16 protein-coding genes are annotated in these 18,644 nt (G+C 68.7%); 8 read left to right on the top strand and 8 right to left on the bottom strand.

The window, feature by feature from the left end; translation table 11 throughout:
- Window positions 1-50: 50 nt before the first annotated feature.
- Window positions 51-806 carry a triose-phosphate isomerase gene (gene tpiA, locus C8J24_RS13020; protein ID WP_107933018.1) on the bottom strand — a complete coding sequence of 252 codons (756 nt, stop codon included), beginning with the start codon at window positions 804-806 and terminating at the stop codon, window positions 51-53.
- 118 nt (window positions 807-924) lie between these two features.
- Between tpiA and C8J24_RS13015 the strand changes: the two genes are divergently transcribed.
- On the top strand, window positions 925-2,868 hold the full coding sequence (locus C8J24_RS13015; protein WP_107933016.1) for a peptidylprolyl isomerase: 1,944 nt from the start codon (window positions 925-927) through the stop codon (window positions 2,866-2,868).
- Window positions 2,852-4,357 (top strand): anthranilate synthase component I, encoded by a 1,506-nt coding sequence (gene trpE, locus C8J24_RS13010; protein WP_107933013.1) that lies wholly within the window; start codon window positions 2,852-2,854, stop codon window positions 4,355-4,357. Before C8J24_RS13015 ends, trpE begins: the two co-directional genes overlap by 17 nt.
- Window positions 4,358-4,445: 88 nt before the next feature.
- Here trpE and C8J24_RS13005 read toward each other — a convergent pair whose 3' ends face one another.
- Entirely contained in the window at window positions 4,446-4,856 is a 411-nt protein-coding gene (locus C8J24_RS13005; protein ID WP_031440380.1) for a hypothetical protein, read from the bottom strand.
- Between the two features lie 167 nt (window positions 4,857-5,023).
- Between C8J24_RS13005 and C8J24_RS13000 the strand changes: the two genes are divergently transcribed.
- From C8J24_RS13000 to moaC, 4 genes are read left to right on the top strand one after another with little or no spacing between them, the layout of a single operon-like run.
- A complete protein-coding gene (locus tag C8J24_RS13000; RefSeq protein WP_107933011.1) occupies window positions 5,024-5,632 on the top strand; it encodes an anthranilate synthase component II in 609 nt (202 codons plus the stop codon).
- Complete coding sequence (gene trpD / locus C8J24_RS12995) at window positions 5,629-6,621, top strand: anthranilate phosphoribosyltransferase (RefSeq protein WP_107933009.1); 993 nt, start codon at window positions 5,629-5,631, stop codon at window positions 6,619-6,621. Before C8J24_RS13000 ends, trpD begins: the two co-directional genes overlap by 4 nt.
- A 1-nt stretch (window position 6,622) precedes the next feature.
- Window positions 6,623-7,399, top strand: coding sequence for an indole-3-glycerol phosphate synthase TrpC (gene trpC / locus C8J24_RS12990; RefSeq protein ID WP_107933007.1), 777 nt, complete (start codon window positions 6,623-6,625; stop codon window positions 7,397-7,399).
- Complete coding sequence (moaC, locus tag C8J24_RS12985; protein WP_107933005.1) at window positions 7,396-7,869, top strand: cyclic pyranopterin monophosphate synthase MoaC; 474 nt, start codon at window positions 7,396-7,398, stop codon at window positions 7,867-7,869. The genes trpC and moaC overlap by 4 nt, the downstream gene beginning before the upstream one ends.
- Before the next feature lie 24 nt (window positions 7,870-7,893).
- On the opposite strand, the gene C8J24_RS12980 is transcribed toward moaC, so the two are convergent.
- The 6 genes from C8J24_RS12980 to C8J24_RS12955 form a co-directional block, all read right to left on the bottom strand.
- A complete protein-coding gene (locus tag C8J24_RS12980; RefSeq protein ID WP_107933003.1) occupies window positions 7,894-11,091 on the bottom strand; it encodes an autotransporter outer membrane beta-barrel domain-containing protein in 3,198 nt (1,065 codons plus the stop codon).
- Between the two features lie 79 nt (window positions 11,092-11,170).
- Complete coding sequence (locus C8J24_RS12975; protein WP_244180708.1) at window positions 11,171-13,552, bottom strand: TonB-dependent receptor; 2,382 nt, start codon at window positions 13,550-13,552, stop codon at window positions 11,171-11,173.
- Complete coding sequence (locus tag C8J24_RS12970) at window positions 13,549-14,484, bottom strand: FecR family protein (RefSeq protein WP_167396761.1); 936 nt, start codon at window positions 14,482-14,484, stop codon at window positions 13,549-13,551. The genes C8J24_RS12975 and C8J24_RS12970 overlap by 4 nt, the downstream gene beginning before the upstream one ends.
- Window positions 14,485-14,520: 36 nt before the next feature.
- Window positions 14,521-15,036, bottom strand: coding sequence for an RNA polymerase sigma factor (locus tag C8J24_RS12965; protein WP_107932999.1), 516 nt, complete (start codon window positions 15,034-15,036; stop codon window positions 14,521-14,523).
- Window positions 15,037-15,144: 108 nt separating this feature from the next.
- Window positions 15,145-15,444 carry a putative quinol monooxygenase gene (locus C8J24_RS12960; protein WP_031394383.1) on the bottom strand — a complete coding sequence of 100 codons (300 nt, stop codon included), beginning with the start codon at window positions 15,442-15,444 and terminating at the stop codon, window positions 15,145-15,147.
- A gap of 72 nt (window positions 15,445-15,516) precedes the next feature.
- Window positions 15,517-16,593, bottom strand: coding sequence for a Gfo/Idh/MocA family protein (locus C8J24_RS12955; protein WP_107934184.1), 1,077 nt, complete (start codon window positions 16,591-16,593; stop codon window positions 15,517-15,519).
- Between the two features lie 43 nt (window positions 16,594-16,636).
- Between C8J24_RS12955 and C8J24_RS12950 the strand changes: the two genes are divergently transcribed.
- On the top strand, window positions 16,637-17,530 hold the full coding sequence (locus C8J24_RS12950) for an aldo/keto reductase (protein WP_107932996.1): 894 nt from the start codon (window positions 16,637-16,639) through the stop codon (window positions 17,528-17,530).
- A complete protein-coding gene (locus C8J24_RS12945; protein WP_107932994.1) occupies window positions 17,527-18,606 on the top strand; it encodes an LLM class flavin-dependent oxidoreductase in 1,080 nt (359 codons plus the stop codon). Before C8J24_RS12950 ends, C8J24_RS12945 begins: the two co-directional genes overlap by 4 nt.
- Window positions 18,607-18,644: the final 38 nt, after the last annotated feature.

The raw sequence follows: 18,644 nt of genomic DNA, 5'->3' as shown, positions 1-18,644 counted from the left end.
AGGCCTGACGCGGTACGCCCGACGATAGGGCGTGCCGCGCTCCCGGCGGGTCAGCCGGCGCCGTCGATGCTCGCCGCGGCCTCGATGATCGGGACGAACTTGTCCGCAGTCAGGCTCGCGCCACCGACCAGCGCGCCGTCGACATTCGCGGTCGCCAGGATCGCCGCGGCATTGGCGCCCGTCACCGACCCGCCATAGAGGATCCGCACCCCCGCGGCCGCATCGCCGATCAGCATGCGAAGCTTCGCCCGCGCGATCGCATGGATCGCGGCGATCTCGTCGAGCGTCGGCGTACGCCCGGTGCCGATCGCCCAGCGCGGCTCATAGGCCAGCGTGAACCAGCTCCCGTCGGCATTGTCGGGCACCGACTTCTCGATCTGCGCCTGCACGACACGTTCGGCCCGGTCGGCATCGCGTTCGGCCTCCGTCTCGCCGCAGCACAGGATGACGCGCAGTCCCTGCCGCCGCGCCGCCGCCGCCTTCGCCCAGGCGTCATGACTGGTTTCGTGCTGGTCCGCACGGCGTTCCGAATGGCCGACGATCGTGAAGCACGCACCCGCTTCCTTCACCATCCCCGCCGACACGCAACCCGTATGCGCGCCCGAATCGGCCTCGTGCACATCCTCGGCACCGATCGCGAGCGCCGGCGCGCGATCAGCCGCTGCGGCGATCAGCGTGAAGGGCACGGCAATTTCCACATCGACGTCCGGCGCTGCCGCCGCCGCCGCCGCGATCGCGTCGAGTTCAGCCAGCGCCGCGCGCGACCCGTTCATCTTCCAGTTTCCCGCTACCAACTTGCGCCGCATCGCACTCTCCCGATCATCATCGGTCCCGGATAGCGCCGACACGGAACGGCACAAGCTTGAAGCGCGCCGATGCGCACCGTAAAGCGGAAGGAACTCAGTCCCTGTCGATCGGCCATTCATGCTCAGTTTCTTCCGCCGCCTCACCCAGTCGAGGTTCGGCGTGATCATCACCTTCGGCCTCCTCGGCGTCATCGCACTCGCCTTCGCGGCGGGTGACATGACCGGGTTGGGCGGCGGAACAAGCGGCATCGCCGCCGACGACGTCGCCACGGTCGGCAAGGCGGAGGTGACGGCGAACGAGCTTCGCACGCGAGTCCAGACCGAGATGGAAGGGTTCCGCCAGCAGCAGCCGACGCTCGACATGGCGAGCTATGTCCAGCAAGGCGGCTTCGACGGCACGCTCGACCGCATCACGGCGAGCCTCGCGCTCGAGCAGTTCGGCCGGCAGCAGGGCATGGTCGTCAGCAAGCGCGCGGTCGACGGGCAGATTGCCAGCATCCCCGCACTGCAGGGCCCGACCGGCAAGTTTGATCCGTCCCTGTATCAGCGCGTGCTGGTCGAACGGAAGCTGACCGACGCGCAGATTCGCGCCGACATCGTCCGCGACACCTATGCGCAACAGCTGATCCTGCCGACGCGCGGCGCGTCGCAGGTCCCGAGCCAGCTCGCCCTCCCCTTCGCCTCGCTCCTGCTCGAGAAGCGCAGCGGTCTCGTCGGCTTCATCCCGACCGCCGCGGTACCGGCCGGCCCTGCGCCGACCGACGCCGAACTGAACGCCTTCTATCGTCGCAACGTCGCGCGCTACACGATCCCAGAACGCCGCGTCGTCCGCTACGCCGTCGTCGACGCGGCGCAGGTGAAGGCGCAGGCCGTCCCGACCGACGCCGAAATCGCCGCGCAATATCAGCAGGATCGCGCCCGCTATGCCCCGACGGAGAAGCGCACGATCACGCAGGTCGTCGTCGCCGATCAGGCGGGTGCAGCCGCGATCGCTGCCAAGGTGAAGGCCGGAACCGCGATCGCCGACGCCGCCCGCGCCGCCGGGCTCGAGGCATCGACGCAGACGGCTGTCGAGAAGGCCGCCTATGCCGGCACGACCAGCCCGCAGGTCGCGGATGCCGTGTTCGCGGCAGCGAATGCCGCGGTCGTCGGCCCCGTCCGTACGCCGCTCGGCTGGACGATCGCTCGCATCGATTCGATCCAGAACGTCCCCGCCAAGACCCTCGACCAGGCACGGGGCGAGATCGCCACAGCACTCAGCGCGCAAAAGGCGCAGGCGGCGCTCGGCAAGATCCATGACGCGATCGACGATGGCCTGTCGGACAATGCGACGTTCGACGAGATCATCGCGGACCGCAAGCTGACCGCGATCACCACGCCCGGCCTCGTCGCCAACGGCACCAACCCCGACGCGCCCGCCACCCAGCCCGACGCCGCGCTCGCGCCGATCGTCAGTGCCGCGTTCCAGGCCACCGAGGGTGATGCGCCGCAGATGGTCCAGACCGGGTCGGACGGCAGCTTCGCGGTCGTCGCGCTCGGCCGCGTCGTTCGCGCCGCACCCCGTCCGCTCGCACAGGTCCGTCCTGCCGTGATGCGCGACCTGATGGCCGACCGCGCCAGCCAGGCCGCCCGCAAATACGCCAATGCCGCACTTGCACGGATCAACAAGGGCATGCCGCTGCAGCAGGCGCTGGGGCAGTCGGGCTTCCCGGTCCCGCCCGCGCGCCCCGTCACGGCGTCGCGCGCGCAGATCATGCAGAACCCCGAAAACACCCCGCCCGTGCTGCGCCTGATGTTCAGCATGGCGCAGGGTACCGCCAAGACGATCGCCGGCCCCGATGGCTGGTTCGTGGTCAAGCTCGACAAGATCGATCGCGGCAATGCGACCGGCAACCAGGCGGCGATCCAGGCCGCTCGCGGTTCGATCACGCGCAGCGTCGGCCGCGAATATGTCGACCAGTTCGTCAAGGCCGTCCGCGCGCAGGTCGGCGTGAAGACCGATCCGAAGGCCGTCGCCCGCGTCCGGGCCGAACTGCTGGCACAGGGTGGTTCCAATAACTGAGCTCGCACGCGCGGCGCTCGCCGCCGGACGCCCTGCCCTCGTCTGGCGGCGGCAGGTCGCCGACACGGAGACGCCGGTCGCCGCCGCCCTCAAGCTCATCGAGCCGGGGCGTGGCGACTTCCTGCTCGAGTCGGTCGAGGGCGGCGCAACACGCGGACGGCACAGTCTGATCGGCCTTGCGCCCGACCTGCTGTTCCGTGCCGCGGGTCATCGTGCCGAGATCAACCGTCACTGGTCGACGGATCGCGAGGCGTTCGAGCCCTGTGCGCTGCCCACACTCGATGCCCTGCGCGCTCTGGTCGCCGAATGCCGCAGCGACGTCCCGGAGGAGCTGCCACGCGCGCTCGCCAGTCTGGTCGGCTATTTCGGCTATGAGACGGTCGGTCTGGTCGAGACCCTGCCGCAACCCGACAGCGATCCGCTCGGCCTGCCCGACATGATCTTCGTACGTCCCTCGGTGGTTCTCGTCTTCGACCGGCTCGCCGACGCGCTATTTCTCGTCGCCCCCGCCTGGCCGGATCCCGCGATGGATCCCGACACGATCGTCGCGCGTGCCGAAGAAAGGCTCGACGCCGTCGCCGCGAAGCTCATGACCACGCCGGTACCGGCGCCGGTCCGGGCGGTCTCACCCGAGCCGTCCTACACGCCGGCGCTGTCGCCGGATCGCTACGGCGCGATGGTCGCGCGTGCGAAGGACTATATCGTGGCCGGGGACATCTTCCAGGTCGTCCTGGCCCAGCGCTTCAGCACGCCGTTCACGCTCCCGCCGTTCGAGCTCTATCGTTCGCTCCGGCGGATTAATCCGTCGCCTTTCCTCTATCACCTCGATCTTCCCGGCTTCGCGCTGATCGGATCCTCACCCGAGATCCTCGTCCGCGTCCGCGACGACGAGGTGACGATCCGCCCGATCGCCGGGACCCGCCCGCGGGGCCGCAGTGCTGCGGAAGACGAGGCGAACCGGACCAGCCTGCTGGCCGATCCGAAGGAACGCGCGGAGCATCTGATGCTGCTCGACCTCGGCCGCAACGATGTCGGACGGGCATCGGCGCCGGGATCGGTCCGCGTCACGGCGAGCTACGGCGTCGAATTCTACAGCCACGTCATGCACATCGTCTCGAACGTCGTCGGGTCGCTCGCGCCCGGCAGCGACGCGCTCGATGCGTTGTTCGCGGGGTTCCCCGCCGGCACGGTCAGCGGCGCACCAAAAGTCCGGGCGTGCCAGATCATTGCCGAACTCGAACCCGAACGGCGGGGCGCCTATGCCGGCGGCGTCGGCTATTTCTCCCCCGACGGATCGATGGACTCGTGCATCGTGTTGCGGACCGCCGTGGTGAAGGACGGGATGATCCATGCACAGGCGGGGGCGGGAATCGTCGCCGACAGCGATCCCGTGTCCGAACAGCGCGAATGCGAGGCCAAGGCCGGGGCGATCCTCGCCGCCGCCCGCGAAGCGGTCGCGCGCGCCGGCGGGACGTCCTACGGGCAGTAATCCCGCCATCGTTCGACAAACACAGTAAAAGGCCACGGGCGTCAGGTGACGACCGCGGCCTAGGATCCGGATAGAGCTCGCTGTGGCGTCAGGGATCGATCGCCTGCCCCGCAGCCTGCGCACGGCGCTCGGCCGAATAGGCACGGGCTCGTGCGAGCGCGCATCCCGACTGTCCGCCCGTACCGACCGGCGAACAGGTGTCCGGCAGCCCGCCCGCGACGCGGCCGACCTGATCGACGGTTGCAGCCCGGTTGACCCAGCTCTGGTTCTGCGCGGCGATCGGTGCGGTATCGCGCAGTTCCTTGGGGATACGATAGGGTTGATCGAGCGTCGAGCAAACGACGATCTCGCCATTGGTCGATGTCGGGCACTTCTGCCCAGCCCCCAGCGTAACGCTGCGGATGCGCTGCGGGGGCTGGCCTTGTTCGGCCGTCTGCTCCTGCGCCGAAGCGAGGGCGGGAAGCGCGATCAGCGCGGCGAGGACGGTGAGACGGAACATTGGTGGAAAACTCCTTGCATACAGACAACGTCTGCCGCCGCAGGTTGCTCCGTGCTGAATAGCATGCCCCGCGCTTTGCCCTGCACCGATTATGGCCGACATGATGTGCAGCGTCGCGCGATGCGCATCCCCGTTGCACCGGCTTCGACTTCGTCTATGGCGAACGCATGATCCTGGTCGTCGACAATTACGACAGCTTCACCTGGAACCTCGTCCATTATCTGATGGAACTGGGTGTCGAGGTGGAGGTCGTCCGCAACGATGCGATCTCCGCTGGACAGGCCCTGTCGTCCGGCGCGGAGGCGTTTCTCATTTCCCCCGGCCCCTGCACGCCGACCGAAGCGGGCGTCAGCCTCGACCTCGTCGCCGCCTGCGCCGATGCCGGCAAACCGCTGCTCGGCGTCTGCCTCGGTCATCAGGCGATCGGGCAGCATTTCGGCGGCAAGGTCGAACGTGGCGGGCTCATGCACGGCAAGACGTCGCCGGTCGTCCATGACGACACCGGCCTCTACGCCGGTCTCCCTTCGCCGTTTATCGCGACGCGCTATCACTCGCTGATCGTCAACGCGGTCCCTGATACGCTGGTCATCAACGCGACCGCGCAGGATGGCAGCGTAATGGGGTTCCGCCACGCGACGCTGCCGATCCACGGGGTGCAGTTCCATCCAGAGAGCATCGCGACCGAACACGGCCACGCGATGCTCGCCAATTTCCTGACGCTGGCGGGGATTTCGCATCAGCTGCCCGACCGCCTGCGCGAGGGGCTCGATCGATGACGACCACCGTGCTCCTGCCAGATCCAACGACGCCGCTGTCGCGCGAGACCGCGCGCGAGGCGTTTGCCGTCATCCTCGACGCGCGCGCCAGCGAGGACACAATCGCCGCATTCCTGATCGCCATGTCCGAGCGTGGCGAAACCAGTATCGAGATCGCCGAGGCCGCGCGTGCACTGCGTGAGCGGATGATCCCGATCAATGCGCCGCCGGGTGCGATCGACGTCTGCGGCACCGGCGGCGACGGCCACCATACGCTCAACGTCTCGACCGCCGTCGCGCTCGTCGTCGCGGCGTGCGGCGTGCCGGTTGCCAAGCATGGCAACCGTGCCGCCTCGAGCAAGGCCGGCGCCGCCGACACGCTCGAAGTCCTCGGCCTCGACATGGACCGCGCGGGCGCAACCGCCGAGGCCAGCCTGCGCGACATCGGCATCGCCTTCCTGTTCGCCGCCAATCACCATCCGGCGATGAAGCGGATCACCCCGATCCGTCAGCGTATCGCCAGGCGGACGATCTTCAACCTGATGGGGCCGCTCGCCAATCCCGCGCGAACGACGCGTCAGCTCATCGGCATCGCGCGGCCCGATTATGTCCCGCTCTACGCCGATGCCCTTGCCCAGCTCGGTACCCAGGCCGCACTCGTTGTCTCCGGCGAGGAAGGGCTCGACGAATTGTCCGGCGCGGGCCCCAGCGTCGTTGCGTCCATCGGCAACGTCGTGCTTCCCGCGCGCGTCACGCCCGACGATGCAGCGTTGCCGCGGCATGCGATCACGGCAATTCGCGGCGGTGATGCCGCTCATAACGCAGAGGCGCTTCGCCGCCTGCTGAAGGGCGAGGCGGGCGCCTATCGTGACGCCGTCCTGCTCAACGCCGCCGCGGCCTTGATGGTCGCCGGGACCGTCCCCACCCTTGTCGCAGGCGCGGCGCTCGCCGCCACCGCCCTCGACACCGGCAGCGCCGACGCGCTGCTCGACCGTTGGATCGCCTACTGACATGACCATGCTCGACCGTATTCTCGAGACCAAGCGCGCCGAAGTCGCCGCGCGCAAGGCCACCACATCGCTGTCGGACATCGACGCCGGCATCGCCCGCATGTCGGCGCCACGCGGCTTCCGCGCCGCGCTCGATGCGAAGCCCGGCTATGCGCTGGTCGCCGAGGTTAAGAAGGCCAGCCCGTCCAAGGGGCTGATCCGCGCCGATTTCGATCCCCCCGCGCATGCCCGCGCCTATGAAGCTGGCGGTGCCGCCTGCCTCTCGGTCCTGACCGACGAGAAATGGTTCCAGGGCGCGGACGCCTATCTGTCCGCCGCGCGTGACGCCGTGTCGATCCCGGTCCTGCGCAAGGACTTCATGGTCGACCCGTGGCAGGCGACCGAGGCGCGCGCGATCGGTGCCGATGCGATCCTGATCATCGTCGCCGCGCTCGACGATATCCAGATGGCGGAGATCGAGGCCTCCGCGCTCGAATGCGGGATGGACGTACTCGTCGAGATCCACGACGCGCACGAACTCGATCGCGCGCTCAAGCTCAAGTCGCGGCTGATCGGAGTCAACAACCGCGACCTGCGCGACTTCACCGTCGATTTCCAGCGGACCTACGACCTCGTCGACAAGGCCCCGCGCGACTGCACCTTCGTCGCCGAAAGCGGACTGACGACGCGCGCCGACCTCGACGCGATGGCCGAGCGCGGGATCCGGTGCTTCCTGATCGGGGAAGCGCTGATGCGCCAGGACGATGTCGAGGCAGCGACGCGGGCACTGGTCGGATGAGCCAGCTGACGCATGTCGATGCGGCGGGTGCCGCGCGGATGGTCGATGTCGGCGGCAAGACGCCGACCGCACGCGAGGCGGTCGCGACCGGCCGGATCACCATGTCGGCCGAGGCCGCGCGCGCGATCGCCGAGGGCTCGGCCAAGAAGGGTGACGTCATCGCCGTCGCCCGCGTTGCAGGGATCATGGCCGCCAAGCGGACCAGCGACCTGATTCCGCTCTGCCATCCGCTGCCGCTGACCAAGATCACGCTCGACCTCGACGTCGACGAAAGCGGCGTCACCGCGACCGCGACCGTCGCGACCGACGGCAAGACCGGCGTCGAGATGGAGGCGCTCACCGCGGTCGGGGTCGCGCTGCTCACGGTCTACGACATGGCCAAGGCGATCGACAAGGCGATGGAGATCGACGGGATCCGCCTGCTCGAAAAGCGCGGCGGAAAGTCCGGGGACTGGTCCGCACCGCGCTGACGCGGGCAGACCAGTCTTCCGTCGTTACAGCCCGATCTGCAGGCTTGCGCGCAGCGACAATGCGGCACGTCCCTGCTGCTCCTCGGCATTGAATTCGCCGCCGAAGCGGAACGCCGCATTGCCGCCAACCGCGCGCAGCTTGCCGACCCACCCGCTGGTCCGCTCCTCGGGTGTCAGCGTGAACGCGGTCCCGCCGGCAAAGGCCGCGGTCGTCGCACCCAGCCCCCCGCCGACGAGTTCGCGCCGCCCGCCCTCGAGCTCGAAGCGGAACCAGCCTGCGTCCTGATTCTGCCCCCCGAGATCGAGACCGAGCGCCGCGCTGCCGGTGACCGCAAGTTCGTCGCTGCTGCGCGACTGGACGACCAGATCGATCGCGGTGCCGCCGCCGGTTTCGCTGTAGCCGTCCTCCTTCAGCTTGTAATAATCGACCGCGATGATCGGCCGGAACGAGATATTGCCCAGATCGGCATCATAGGACAGGCCGCCCGACGCCGAGTAGAGCGTGCCGTTCCAGTCCGCGCTCGACACGCGTTGGACCGCCTCGGTCCCCGCGGTGCCAGCAAAGCGCCGCACGCCGTCGAACCCGATCCGCGCACCCGAGGCACGGGCATTGGCGTTCAGCCCACCCCAGTGCCCACGCCAATAGGCCGCGAGCTCATACTGGTTGGAGCTGACCTCATTGCTGGTCCCCTCATCGGCATCGCGGCCGCTGAGATAGGCGAGCGACGCACCGAAATTGCCCAGCCCGGTCTTGTATTCGGCCCCGCCGGAGACGCCCCAGCCGGTCACGTCATAGCCACCGGTATCGCCGATGCTCTTCGACGTGCCCCAGCCGACCTGGCTGACCCAGTAGCCCCACTGGCCCTCATCCTTGAACGGGCCGTGCGGGTCGGCGATCACCCGGGCGGTCGCACGCGAGCCCATCGTCACAGTCTCGAATGTCCCGCCGGCGTGATCCGGAAGCATCTGGCGCAGCGATCCGCGAAATGCGTCGCCGTCATTGATGTTCAGGAACGCCTGCCCAACCTTGGCGTCGGTTCCGAGCGCCGCATAGACTGCGTTGTAGGCGGAGGTCTGCGAGCGGTTGAGGCCGAGTTCGACCGTGGTCTTGCGGACGATGTCGATCGCAACGTCGTTGCCCGTGCCCGTCGCGACGTTCCCCTTGTACAGGAACGGCAACAGCGTGGTCGAGGCGGTCAGGTTTGCAGCACCGGTCAGGCTCCCCGCGCGCAGGACCGTGTACCGTCCTTCCGCACCCGTGATGCTGGCTAGCTTGAGCGCGAGCTTGGTGTCCTTCTCGAACGATGCCACCCCGGCGACGGTGATCGACGTCCCCGTCCCCCCGGTCTTGTCCAGCGTCACCGCGAGTACGCTGCCCGAACCCATCGTCAGCGACGCGATCGTCGCCGCCTTGGTCAGGTCGAGCGTACCGCCCGCGACCGTCACCGCCAGCCCGCCGCTGTTGGCGAGCGTGCCCGAAAAGCGCGACGTCCCGCCGATGGTCAGCGTGTCCGCCCCGCCACCGAAATCCGCCGCGCCGCTGAACACCGCGGTACCGGCAAGCGCCATCGTGTCATTGCCGGTGCCGAAGAGCGCCGTCCCCGCATAGGCCGCGTCGCCCGACAGCGCGAGACGGTTCGCGCCGCCGCCGAACCGGGTCGTGCCCGACACGGTGCCATCGGCGATCTCGAACACGTCGTTCCCCGTACCGAACCGGACGTCACCGACGATGCTTGGCGCCGTGACGCCCGCCGCGACCGCGGTCTGGCGGACGGTGGCGCCCGCCGTCGCTGCGGACAGGTCGATCGCGACGTTGCGCTCCGAGGTCGCTAATGCACCACTTGCGGTGATCGCCCCGCTATTCTCCACCAGCGTCACCCGGCCGGACCGGTCGAGGATCGCGGTGGCGCTGCCATCGGCTGCCTGTGCGCTCGCCTTGATCGTCCCGCTGTTGCGGATCGTGCCGACCGTCGCGCCCGCCTCGACGAGGACCGCGCTCGACAGCGATGCGGTCGTGCCGCCGCCTGCCGCCGCGATCGTCCCGGCATTGCGCAGTTCGGGGGTCGTCGTGCCGCTGCCGATCCGGATCGCGGTCGCACTCGCTCCATTGGCCTGCGCCTGGACCGTGCCGTTGACCGCGATCCCGTTGGTGATCGACACGGCGCTACCCAGGCCGCCGATCGACAGGCCGGTCGCGGTGACACCCGCATAGACACCGCTGCCACCGATGCCGCCATCGACGATCAGCCCGAAATTCGTGCCGCTGCCCGCGACTGCGCCGATCGCGACCGCATTTGTCGCCGACCCGATCTGGACCGCGGGCGCCGCGCCATAGGCGGTCACCGACGCCGATCCTTCCTTGCTGTCGTCGATCCCGTCCTTGTCCTCGTCATTGTCGGTCGTGCTGGCATCCTTTGGCGGCACCGCAAAGATGATCCCGCCAGATACGTTGCCCGCGACGACCAGCGCCGAGCCGCCCTGCAACAGGTCGTCGGCATCGAGCTTCGACGGATCCGCCGGCGCGGTCGTGGTACGGTAGCCGGTCGCGCCGAGCGAACCCTGCACCACCAGCGCACCGGTGATCGCGCCATCGAGCCGGACCGCCACGGCCCCCTGCCCGATCGCCGCGACCGTTCCGGCGAGCCGGACGTTGCCGGTAATGTCGCCCGCCCGTACGCCGACGACGTTCGTCCCCGTCACCGCAATCGTGCCCTCGGTCTTGAGCGCACCGGACAGCGGGCCGCCGAGCCAGATCCCTGCGGACTCGTTCCCTTCGACCGTGATCGCGCCCGTATTGGCGATGGCGCCGCTATAGGCGCCCGCGGTGCGGATGCCGGTACGGCCGCTGCCCGCCGCGAAGGGGCCGTCGAGATCGCCATCCTTGTCGACATCGGTCGCTTCATAGGTCTCGTCGACGATGATCTTGCCGCTGTTCGTGATACCGCCGCCGGTCCCCGCAACCGCAAGAATGCCCGTGACATTGTCCGCATTGGTAATCTGGACGGTGCCTTCGTTGGTGACGGCATGCACGCTGTCGATCGTCACCGCCGTGCCGCCGGCAGGGGTCACCGATCCCGCCGTCGTGATCCGGATCGCATCCGGCGCCCCGGCCTTCACGGTCGAGGTCCGCACCGCATCGGTGCGCTTGGTCTCGATCGTGGTCTGCGCATGGGCCGGAACGACCGCCATCAGGCAGGTAGAGGCAAGCAGGATACGACGCATGAACCAGGTCCCTTTTCGAATATGTTTCGAACACAGGACGGAACCATTGCCGCGCAGCCTTGCCGGGCTGCGCAGCTTTTCAGAATGCCGCGTCTATCCCCAGGCGCAACGTGCGAGGCCGCAATGGCGTGATCTGGCCGCTGCCGATCTGGAACGGCGTGCCAAGCGCGAAGCGATTGCCGGTGCCATCCGTCAGATTGGTCACGCCGAGCGTCAGACCCAGTGTCGGCCGGCCGACCCGCATTGTCAGCGCGGTGTCGAGATAATCGCCCTGCTCCTCCCCGAGCACCGGGCCGATACCGAGCCGGGAGCGGCCGACATAGCGCGCCCAGCCGTAGACCCGCAGGTCGAGGTCACCGCAGAGCGGCCGGCTATAGTCGAGCCCCAACCGCCCTGCGAACCGGGCGATATTGGGAACCTGGCTCATCCGCGCGAACGCCAGGGCATAGGCCTGGCTGGGTTCGGTCACCCGGCTGTCGTTATAGGTCAGCCCGGCGTCGATCGTGAGCCCGGCGACCGGTCGCCAGGCGGCCGCCGCGCTTGCCGACCAGATCCGGCCGTTGCCGATATTGGCAGTGCTCGGTAGCCCCGACCCGTCGATGAAGTCCGCCTGAATATCGTCCCAGAGCGTATGCGACAGCCCGGCCGACACGGATACCGGATCGATCCCGCTCTGCCCGAACCGTATGCCGCTTTCGATCGTGCGGACCCTGTCGTTGCGGAACCGCCGGACGAAGTCGCTCTCGATCGCGAGCCCGCCGGGCCGGAACCCCTGCTGGTACCGGGCATAGAGCGACAGCCGCGGCAGCACGGTTGCGATCAGCGATCCGGACGGCAACAGGCTGGTTTCACGACGACTGGCGGTGACCTGCGCCCTTGCCAGCGCGACCGGAGCGAGGGCCTCCGCCAGATCCTGGCCCGTTCCCGACAGCGCGGCCCGTGTCACGCGCGCGCCGCCGGTCGCGATCAATCCAGGGAACAGCGCGACGCTGCCCTCGCCATACAGCGTCGCTTCGTCGATCCGGTTGGTGACGCCCGTCACCGGCACCGGTGCCTCGACTGCGCCGAGCGCGCGCGACAGCCGCGTACGGTTGTGCGTGAAGCTGCCGCCCACCACCCAGCCGAAGCCGGCGCGCATCGGCCGCCACAGCCGGGTCTCGTTGGTCAGCATCGCAGTCGCGTTGCGCTGCACGAACAGCCGCGGATCGCCGTCCACCATGGTGGCGTCATAGCGTTCCGTCAGCGTCTGCCCGACGATCGCCGTCGACGATCGCAGCATCAGGCCGCCAAGCGTGCCCGATACGACCAGGTCGCCCATTCGGTAGTCCGCACCGAAGCCCTGCACGACGGCACTGTTCCGCGTGCGGGGCGGTGCGTCGCGATCGGTATATTGGCTGTCGTCGCCGCGGGTCCGCTGGTACACGCCGCCCAGATCCAGCGTCCAGTCGCGCCCCAGATCGACGCGCAGCGTACCCCGCCCGCCGGCGATGCTGGTGCGGTTCACGTCGCTCTGCCCGAGCGTCGGGTTGTCGATATACCCGCCCTCCGTCACCGCATAGCCAACGATGCGCAGCGCCATCCGGCCTTCCATAACCGGCAGGTTAAGGGTCGCGCCGATGTCGCCGCCGGGGTCGCCATGCGTCGTCGCGGACACGCCCGTCGCGATGGCGGCCGTCTTGTCGTCGATCACTGGTGCATTGGGAACGGTGCGGATGATGCCACCGAGCGATCCTGCGCCGTATAGGGTTCCCTGTGGCCCCTCGAGCACCTCGACCGACGCGATGTCGTAGAGCCGCAGGTCGGGATCGGGCGCGTTGTAGCTGAGCCGGATGTCGCCGAGATACTGGCCGACAGTCGTCTGCGTCGGCCCGGTGAAGCTCGAGTCCGCGATACCGCGAATGAACAGCTTGTTGCGCCCTGCACCGAGATGCGTCGAGGATACGCTCGCGAGCCGCGCCAGCACCGCGTCGCTGCCCCCCGCGCCGCCAAGCGCCAGGTCGATCCCGTCGAGATGTGCGACCTGCCCGGCGAAATCGCGCAGCCGGGTGTCCCGCTTGCTCGCGGCGACGATGATATCGGCCCCCGCGATGGTCGGGACTGCCGGCGCGGCATTCGCGGTCGCCCCCCGCAGACCGCGCTTTACCGCACGTGGCGGCGCGGCACGCGCGACCAGACGCCACCCTCCGGCCCCTGCGGATCGTATCGTCGACCCCGTCGACCGTGCGAGCTTCGCGAGCGCCTGCCGGGCCGTGAAGCGTCCCCGGATCGCGGGGACGGGCCGTGCCCACAGGACCGGGTCGTCGACGGCGATGCTGACCCCGGCCTGCCGCCCCAGTGCCAGGACGGAGTCGCCCAGGCGGCCCGCGCGCAGGTCGAGCGATACCGGCCCCGCCGCCGCGGACGCAGCGGTCAGCCCGGCGATCGCCACCGCAACGACAAAGACCCCGCCCCGCCGGATCACCGGGCCGACATCGTCCAACCCTGGGCGGACCGCCGCATCGTCACGTCTAGCAGTGCGGCGAGCGGCGTGGGATCACGCGCGAGCCCTGCCGTGGCGATCGTCGCACGGACGCGGCGATCGGCGATCTCCGGTGCCACCGCGATTGTGATGCCCAGCGTTCGCGACAGATCGTCCGCGACTTCGGTCATCGGCGCATTTTCGAACGCCAGCCGCCCCTCGCGCCACGATCCGACCGCCGTGGCATCGACCGTGATCCGCATCACACCGCCGCGCGTGGCCACCACACCCTGCCCCGCCGTCATCCGGATCGCGTTCGGACCCGGATCGTAGTCGACCGCACCTTCGGACACGGCAACGCGCATGCCGTCGCTGGTCCGCTTGACGTCGAAGGCCGTGCCGACATCGACCAGGCGCGTCTCGCCGACCCGGACCTCGAACGGATCCGCCGCATCATGCGCGACGACGAACATCGCCTCGCCACGATCAAGCGTCGCGATGCGCGCATCACGTCGATCGATCGTCACGAGGGACCCGCCGGCGAGCATGATCCGGCTTCCCTCAGCGAGGAGGATCGTCCGCGCGGCCCCCGGCGCCGCCTCGACGGCATAGGGTTGGGGGCGGCGCTCATAGACCGAAAGGCCGGCGACGACCGCCAGCGATGCGGCGATCGCCCCGCCGGCCCACCGTCCTATCCGCTGCGGCGCGCGTCGTGCCGGCTTGGCGATCGGCTGCGCCACCGCCCCCGCCTGCGGCGCGCGCAACGATGCGACGCCATCATCGATCGCGGCGCTCAGCGCGTGATAGCGCGTGGCATGCGTCGGGTCCGCCTCCATCCACGCCATGAAGCCGGGCCAGTCGTCGAATGCGGGATCGCCCGTCCGCACGATCCAGTCGAGCGCCTGTGCGTCCAATGCGGTGTCGTCCTGCGCCATCATGGCCTCCTGACTGGCTTGACGGAGACGTTCGCCTCAAACCTCATCGAGCCGCCCTTTCAACGCGATCATCGCACGATAGGCCTGCCGCAGGTCGCTTTCGACGGTGCTGAGGCTCACGCCCATCTCGTCCGCGATCGCACGTTGGGCGATCCCGTCGATCCGGTGGCGGCGAAACACCGCCGCGGCGCGTTCGCCGATCGCCTCCAGCGCGCGCGCTGCCATCCGCGCCTTTTCGCGCGCGATCAGCACGCGCTCACCCGACGGCGCATCGGACTGGCCCGCGACCGTGGCGCCGACCGCGTCGCTCCAGTCATTGTCGCGTCGGGCGGCCTGCCGGACCGCGCGATGACGGTCGAGCATGAGATTGTGCGCCGCGCGGTACAGATAGGCCAGCGGCGCGGCGATCGGTCCGCCGCGCGGCGTCCGCACACGGATCCAGAGCTCGTGCAAAAGGTCTTCCGCTGCATCCCCCGCGCCATGCGCCGACAGAAAGCGGAGCAGCGTATCGCGGTTGGCGAGGAAGACGGCCTCCAGACCCTGCGTGTCCATCCGTCGCCTATACCGTAAGAGAAAACGTCACGACCATGGCGGATGCTCGGCCGCAGGCGGCGCGCGTTAGCCCCTCACGGATGCGCGCGTCGCGGCCGCGGTGTCGCCTCAGCCTGCAACGTCGACCGGATGCGTCGCGATGATCGTCGGACGCGCGGCGGCGAGGTCGCGTGACGCCACACCCAGCGCCTTGAAATGGTCGGACGCCATGTGTGCCTGAACCGCGGCATCGTCGACATACAGCTCGTTGAACACGAAACGCCGGTCGCCATCGGCCTCGCGCCACAGATCGTAGTGGAGCACCCCCGGTTCATTCCGCGACGCCGCGGCGCAGATGCGGGCGGCGTCGATGAACGCCTCCTCATGGCCGGGCTTGACGGAAACGAACGCAATGACCTTCACGGGCATATCGACCTCCTGGGCGTGATTTCGCCACAGCCTGTGCGCGCCCGGCGGATGGCGCGCAACCCCGCGGCCGTGTCAGACGCCCAGTTCCGCCATCGTCACGACGCGGTGCTCCCGCGCGCTGATCTCCGCCGCGGTACCGATCGCGACCGCGCGCAGACCATCCTCCGCGGTGACCTGCACCGGTCCCTCGCCGCGTACCGCCGCGGCAAAAGCGGCGTGCTGATAATAGGTTGCGCCTTCGTGCGAGCCTGCGGCCCGGGCCGCAGGATCGACCGAGACATGACTGCGCTCGACCGCCTTGGGGTTGAGAAATCCGACCCGTGGCGAATAGACGAGCTCGCCGGCAGGAATCAGCACGTCGAGCCGCGCCGCATCGCCCGTCGCCGACATCTCCTCCTGATTCTCCGCACCATCAGCGAACATGCTGAGATCGAGCATCGCCCGCACGCCGTTCGCGAAATCGACCGTCGTATAGCTGTTGTCGATGATGTCCGGGCGCTCGCCGTCATAAAGTTCGTCGAGATGGTTCACGTCCATCGCGCCCGAGCAATGGACGCGCACCGCTTCCGACCCGACGATCAGCCGCATCAGATCGAAGAAGTGACAGCATTTCTCCACCATCGTGCCGCCGGTGTTCCGCGCAAGCCGGTTCCAGTCGCCGACCTTGGGCAGGAAGGGAAAGCGGTGCTCGCGGATCGCGAGCATCTGCAACCGGCCGACCCGGCCCGCCTGGACCTGCTCGATAAAGGCGGCAGCAGGCGGCATGAAGCGATACTCCATCCCGGTCCAGAACGGCCTGACGTGCGCGGCGGCACGCTCGACGATCCACCGCGCATCGTCGATCGTCGTCGCCAGCGGCTTCTCGCACAGGATCGCGGCGTCCATCGCGAACAGCTGCTCGAGCACGTCGCGGTGCGTATTGTTCGGCGACGCGATGACGATCGCATCGACATCGGCGCGCTTCGCAAACGCCTCGACCGAGTCGAACCGCGCGACGCCATCGGCCCGGTCGCCCAGCGCCTCGGTCGCCCAGTCGATCGAGGTCGCGACCGGATCCGCGATCGCAACGATCTCCGCACCGGGCAGGATCGCCAGGTTGCGGATGTGTTCGACGCCCATCATGCCCGTTCCGACGACACCGTATCTGATCGTGGCTACCAAGCTGTCTATCCCTATGCCATGAGCCGTCGGCATGACGACTATCCGCCTTTCCAACGACCTTCGCCCGCTCGGCAAGAGCGAAATCCTTGTTTCGCCGATAGCCTGGGGCATGTGGCGGCTGGCCGGAGAAACCGCGCCGGTCCGCGCGATGATCGACGCGGCGCTGGGTGCGAGAATCAACTTCTTCGACACCGCCGACATCTATGGCTGCGACGTCCCGGCGGGCTTCGGCTCGGCAGAGGCGTTGTTCGGGCGCGCGCTGGCCGAGGACCGCAGCCTGCGCGCAAGGATGGTGATCGCGACCAAGGCGGGCATCCGTCCCGGCATTCCGTATAATTCCAGTGCAGAGTATCTGGCCGACGCCCTCGACGCGTCGCTGACGCGGATGGCGATCGAACAGGTCGACCTGTACCAGATCCACCGCCGCGATTTCATGACCCATCCGCAGGAGGTCGCCGCGGCGCTGACGCGCATGGTCGAGGCGGGCAAGGTGCGCAGCATCGGCGTCTCGAACTATAGCGTTCACGAATTCGCCGCGTTGCAGGCGTTTCTCGGCCAGCCGATCGTCAGCACCCAGCCCGAGTTTTCCCCGCTCCAGACCGCACCCCTGTTCGATGGCACGCTCGATCAGGCGATGGCGCACGACGTCGCGGTGATGGCATGGTCGCCGCTTGGCGGGGGTCGGCTGGCGCAGGGCGATCACCCGGCGGCAACGCTGCTCGCCGAGCATGGCGCGCGCTACGGCGTCGACGCCGCGACCGCGACCCTGGCCTGGATCATGGCGCATCCGGCGCGGATCATCCCGATCGTCGGCTCGCAGACCCCCGCGCGGATCGCAGCCTCGGCCGATGCGTACAAGGTCGAATGGACCCGCAGCGAATGGTATGCGGTGCTGCAGGCCGGCATGGGTGTCTCGCTGCCATGATCGATCCGTCAGCAAGCCTTCCACCCTGCGAGATCAGCTGGTTTTCCGCGCTGTGCGACGATGATTACGAGTTTCTCGGCGTCCCCGACCCCGCGCTGAAATCGAGCTGGGAGCATTGTCGCGACATCGTGATGCAGGCCGAGACGGCGGGATACGACAATATCCTGCTGCCCTCGGGCTATACGCTCGGCATCGACACGACCGCGTTCGCCGCGGGCATCGCACCGATGCTCAGGCGATTGCGACTGCTGATGGCGGTACGGATTGGCGAAAGCTGGCCACCGCAGCTCGCCCGCCAGATCGCGACGATCGACCAGATGCTCGGCGGTCGGCTGGCGATCAACATCATTTCCAGCGACCTGCCCGGCGAAACGCTCGCGAGCGCGCCACGCTACGCCCGCACCGTCGAGGCGATGCACATCCTGCGCACGCTGCTCGACGGCAAGCCGCTCGACCATGACGGCAACTTCTGGAAGCTGAAGCTCGACCCTCCGCGGACCACCACCGTGTCCGGGCGCTGTCCCGCGTTCTATTTCGGTGGCCTGTCCGAGGCCGCGCGGGAGGCCGCGGCGACCAATGCCGACGTCTATCTGATGTGGCCCGACACGATGGACGGCGTCCGTGCGATCATCGCCGACCTCCGCGCCCGCGCCGCACGCCACGGCCGCACGTTGCGCTTCGGCTACCGCGTCCATGTCGTCGTCCGCGAGACCGAGGCGGAAGCCCGCGCCGCGGCCGATCGTCTGCTGTCGAAACTCGACGATGCCGAAGGCCAGGCGATCCGCGCGCGTTCGCTCGATTCGCAGTCCGCCGGCGTCCGTCGCCAGGCCGAACTGCGCGAGGGATCCGACGATGGCTATGCCGAAGCCAATCTGTGGACCGGGATCGGCCGCGCACGGTCGGGATGCGGGGCCGCGATCGTCGGCGATCCGGACCAGGTGCTCGCCAAGCTCAACGCCTACCGGGCCGAAGGAATCGATGCGTTCATCCTGTCGGGCTATCCGCACGCCGCCGAGGCCGACCTGTTCGCACGCCACGTGCTGCCGCGGATCGAGCATGGTCCCTTGGTCGTCTAGGACGCAGGCCTGGCCGCTGAGACCGACTGAAATCAAAT

This window comes from Sphingomonas aerolata, assembly GCF_003046295.1.
In the GTDB taxonomy this organism is placed as follows: Bacteria; Pseudomonadota; Alphaproteobacteria; order Sphingomonadales; family Sphingomonadaceae; genus Sphingomonas; species Sphingomonas aerolata.
The sequence above is the reverse complement of the archived record's forward strand: the minus strand, read 5'-3'. Positions and strand labels throughout refer to the sequence as shown.

Bases quoted from the DNA above. Each gene is read 5' to 3' on its own strand.
- tpiA (WP_107933018.1), bottom strand. From the start codon at position 806: ATGCGGCGCAAGTTGGTAGCGGGAAACTGGAAGATGAACGGGTCGCGC.
- C8J24_RS13015 (WP_107933016.1), top strand. From the start codon at position 925: ATGCTCAGTTTCTTCCGCCGCCTCACCCAGTCGAGGTTCGGCGTGATC.
- C8J24_RS13005 (WP_031440380.1), bottom strand. From the start codon at position 4,856: ATGTTCCGTCTCACCGTCCTCGCCGCGCTGATCGCGCTTCCCGCCCTC.
- C8J24_RS13000 (WP_107933011.1), top strand. From the start codon at position 5,024: ATGATCCTGGTCGTCGACAATTACGACAGCTTCACCTGGAACCTCGTC.
- trpD (WP_107933009.1), top strand. From the start codon at position 5,629: ATGACGACCACCGTGCTCCTGCCAGATCCAACGACGCCGCTGTCGCGC.
- trpC (WP_107933007.1), top strand. From the start codon at position 6,623: ATGACCATGCTCGACCGTATTCTCGAGACCAAGCGCGCCGAAGTCGCC.
- moaC (WP_107933005.1), top strand. From the start codon at position 7,396: ATGAGCCAGCTGACGCATGTCGATGCGGCGGGTGCCGCGCGGATGGTC.
- C8J24_RS12980 (WP_107933003.1), bottom strand. From the start codon at position 11,091: ATGCGTCGTATCCTGCTTGCCTCTACCTGCCTGATGGCGGTCGTTCCG.
- C8J24_RS12970 (WP_167396761.1), bottom strand. From the start codon at position 14,484: ATGGCGCAGGACGACACCGCATTGGACGCACAGGCGCTCGACTGGATC.
- C8J24_RS12965 (WP_107932999.1), bottom strand. From the start codon at position 15,036: ATGGACACGCAGGGTCTGGAGGCCGTCTTCCTCGCCAACCGCGATACG.
- C8J24_RS12960 (WP_031394383.1), bottom strand. From the start codon at position 15,444: ATGCCCGTGAAGGTCATTGCGTTCGTTTCCGTCAAGCCCGGCCATGAG.
- C8J24_RS12950 (WP_107932996.1), top strand. From the start codon at position 16,637: ATGACGACTATCCGCCTTTCCAACGACCTTCGCCCGCTCGGCAAGAGC.
- C8J24_RS12945 (WP_107932994.1), top strand. From the start codon at position 17,527: ATGATCGATCCGTCAGCAAGCCTTCCACCCTGCGAGATCAGCTGGTTT.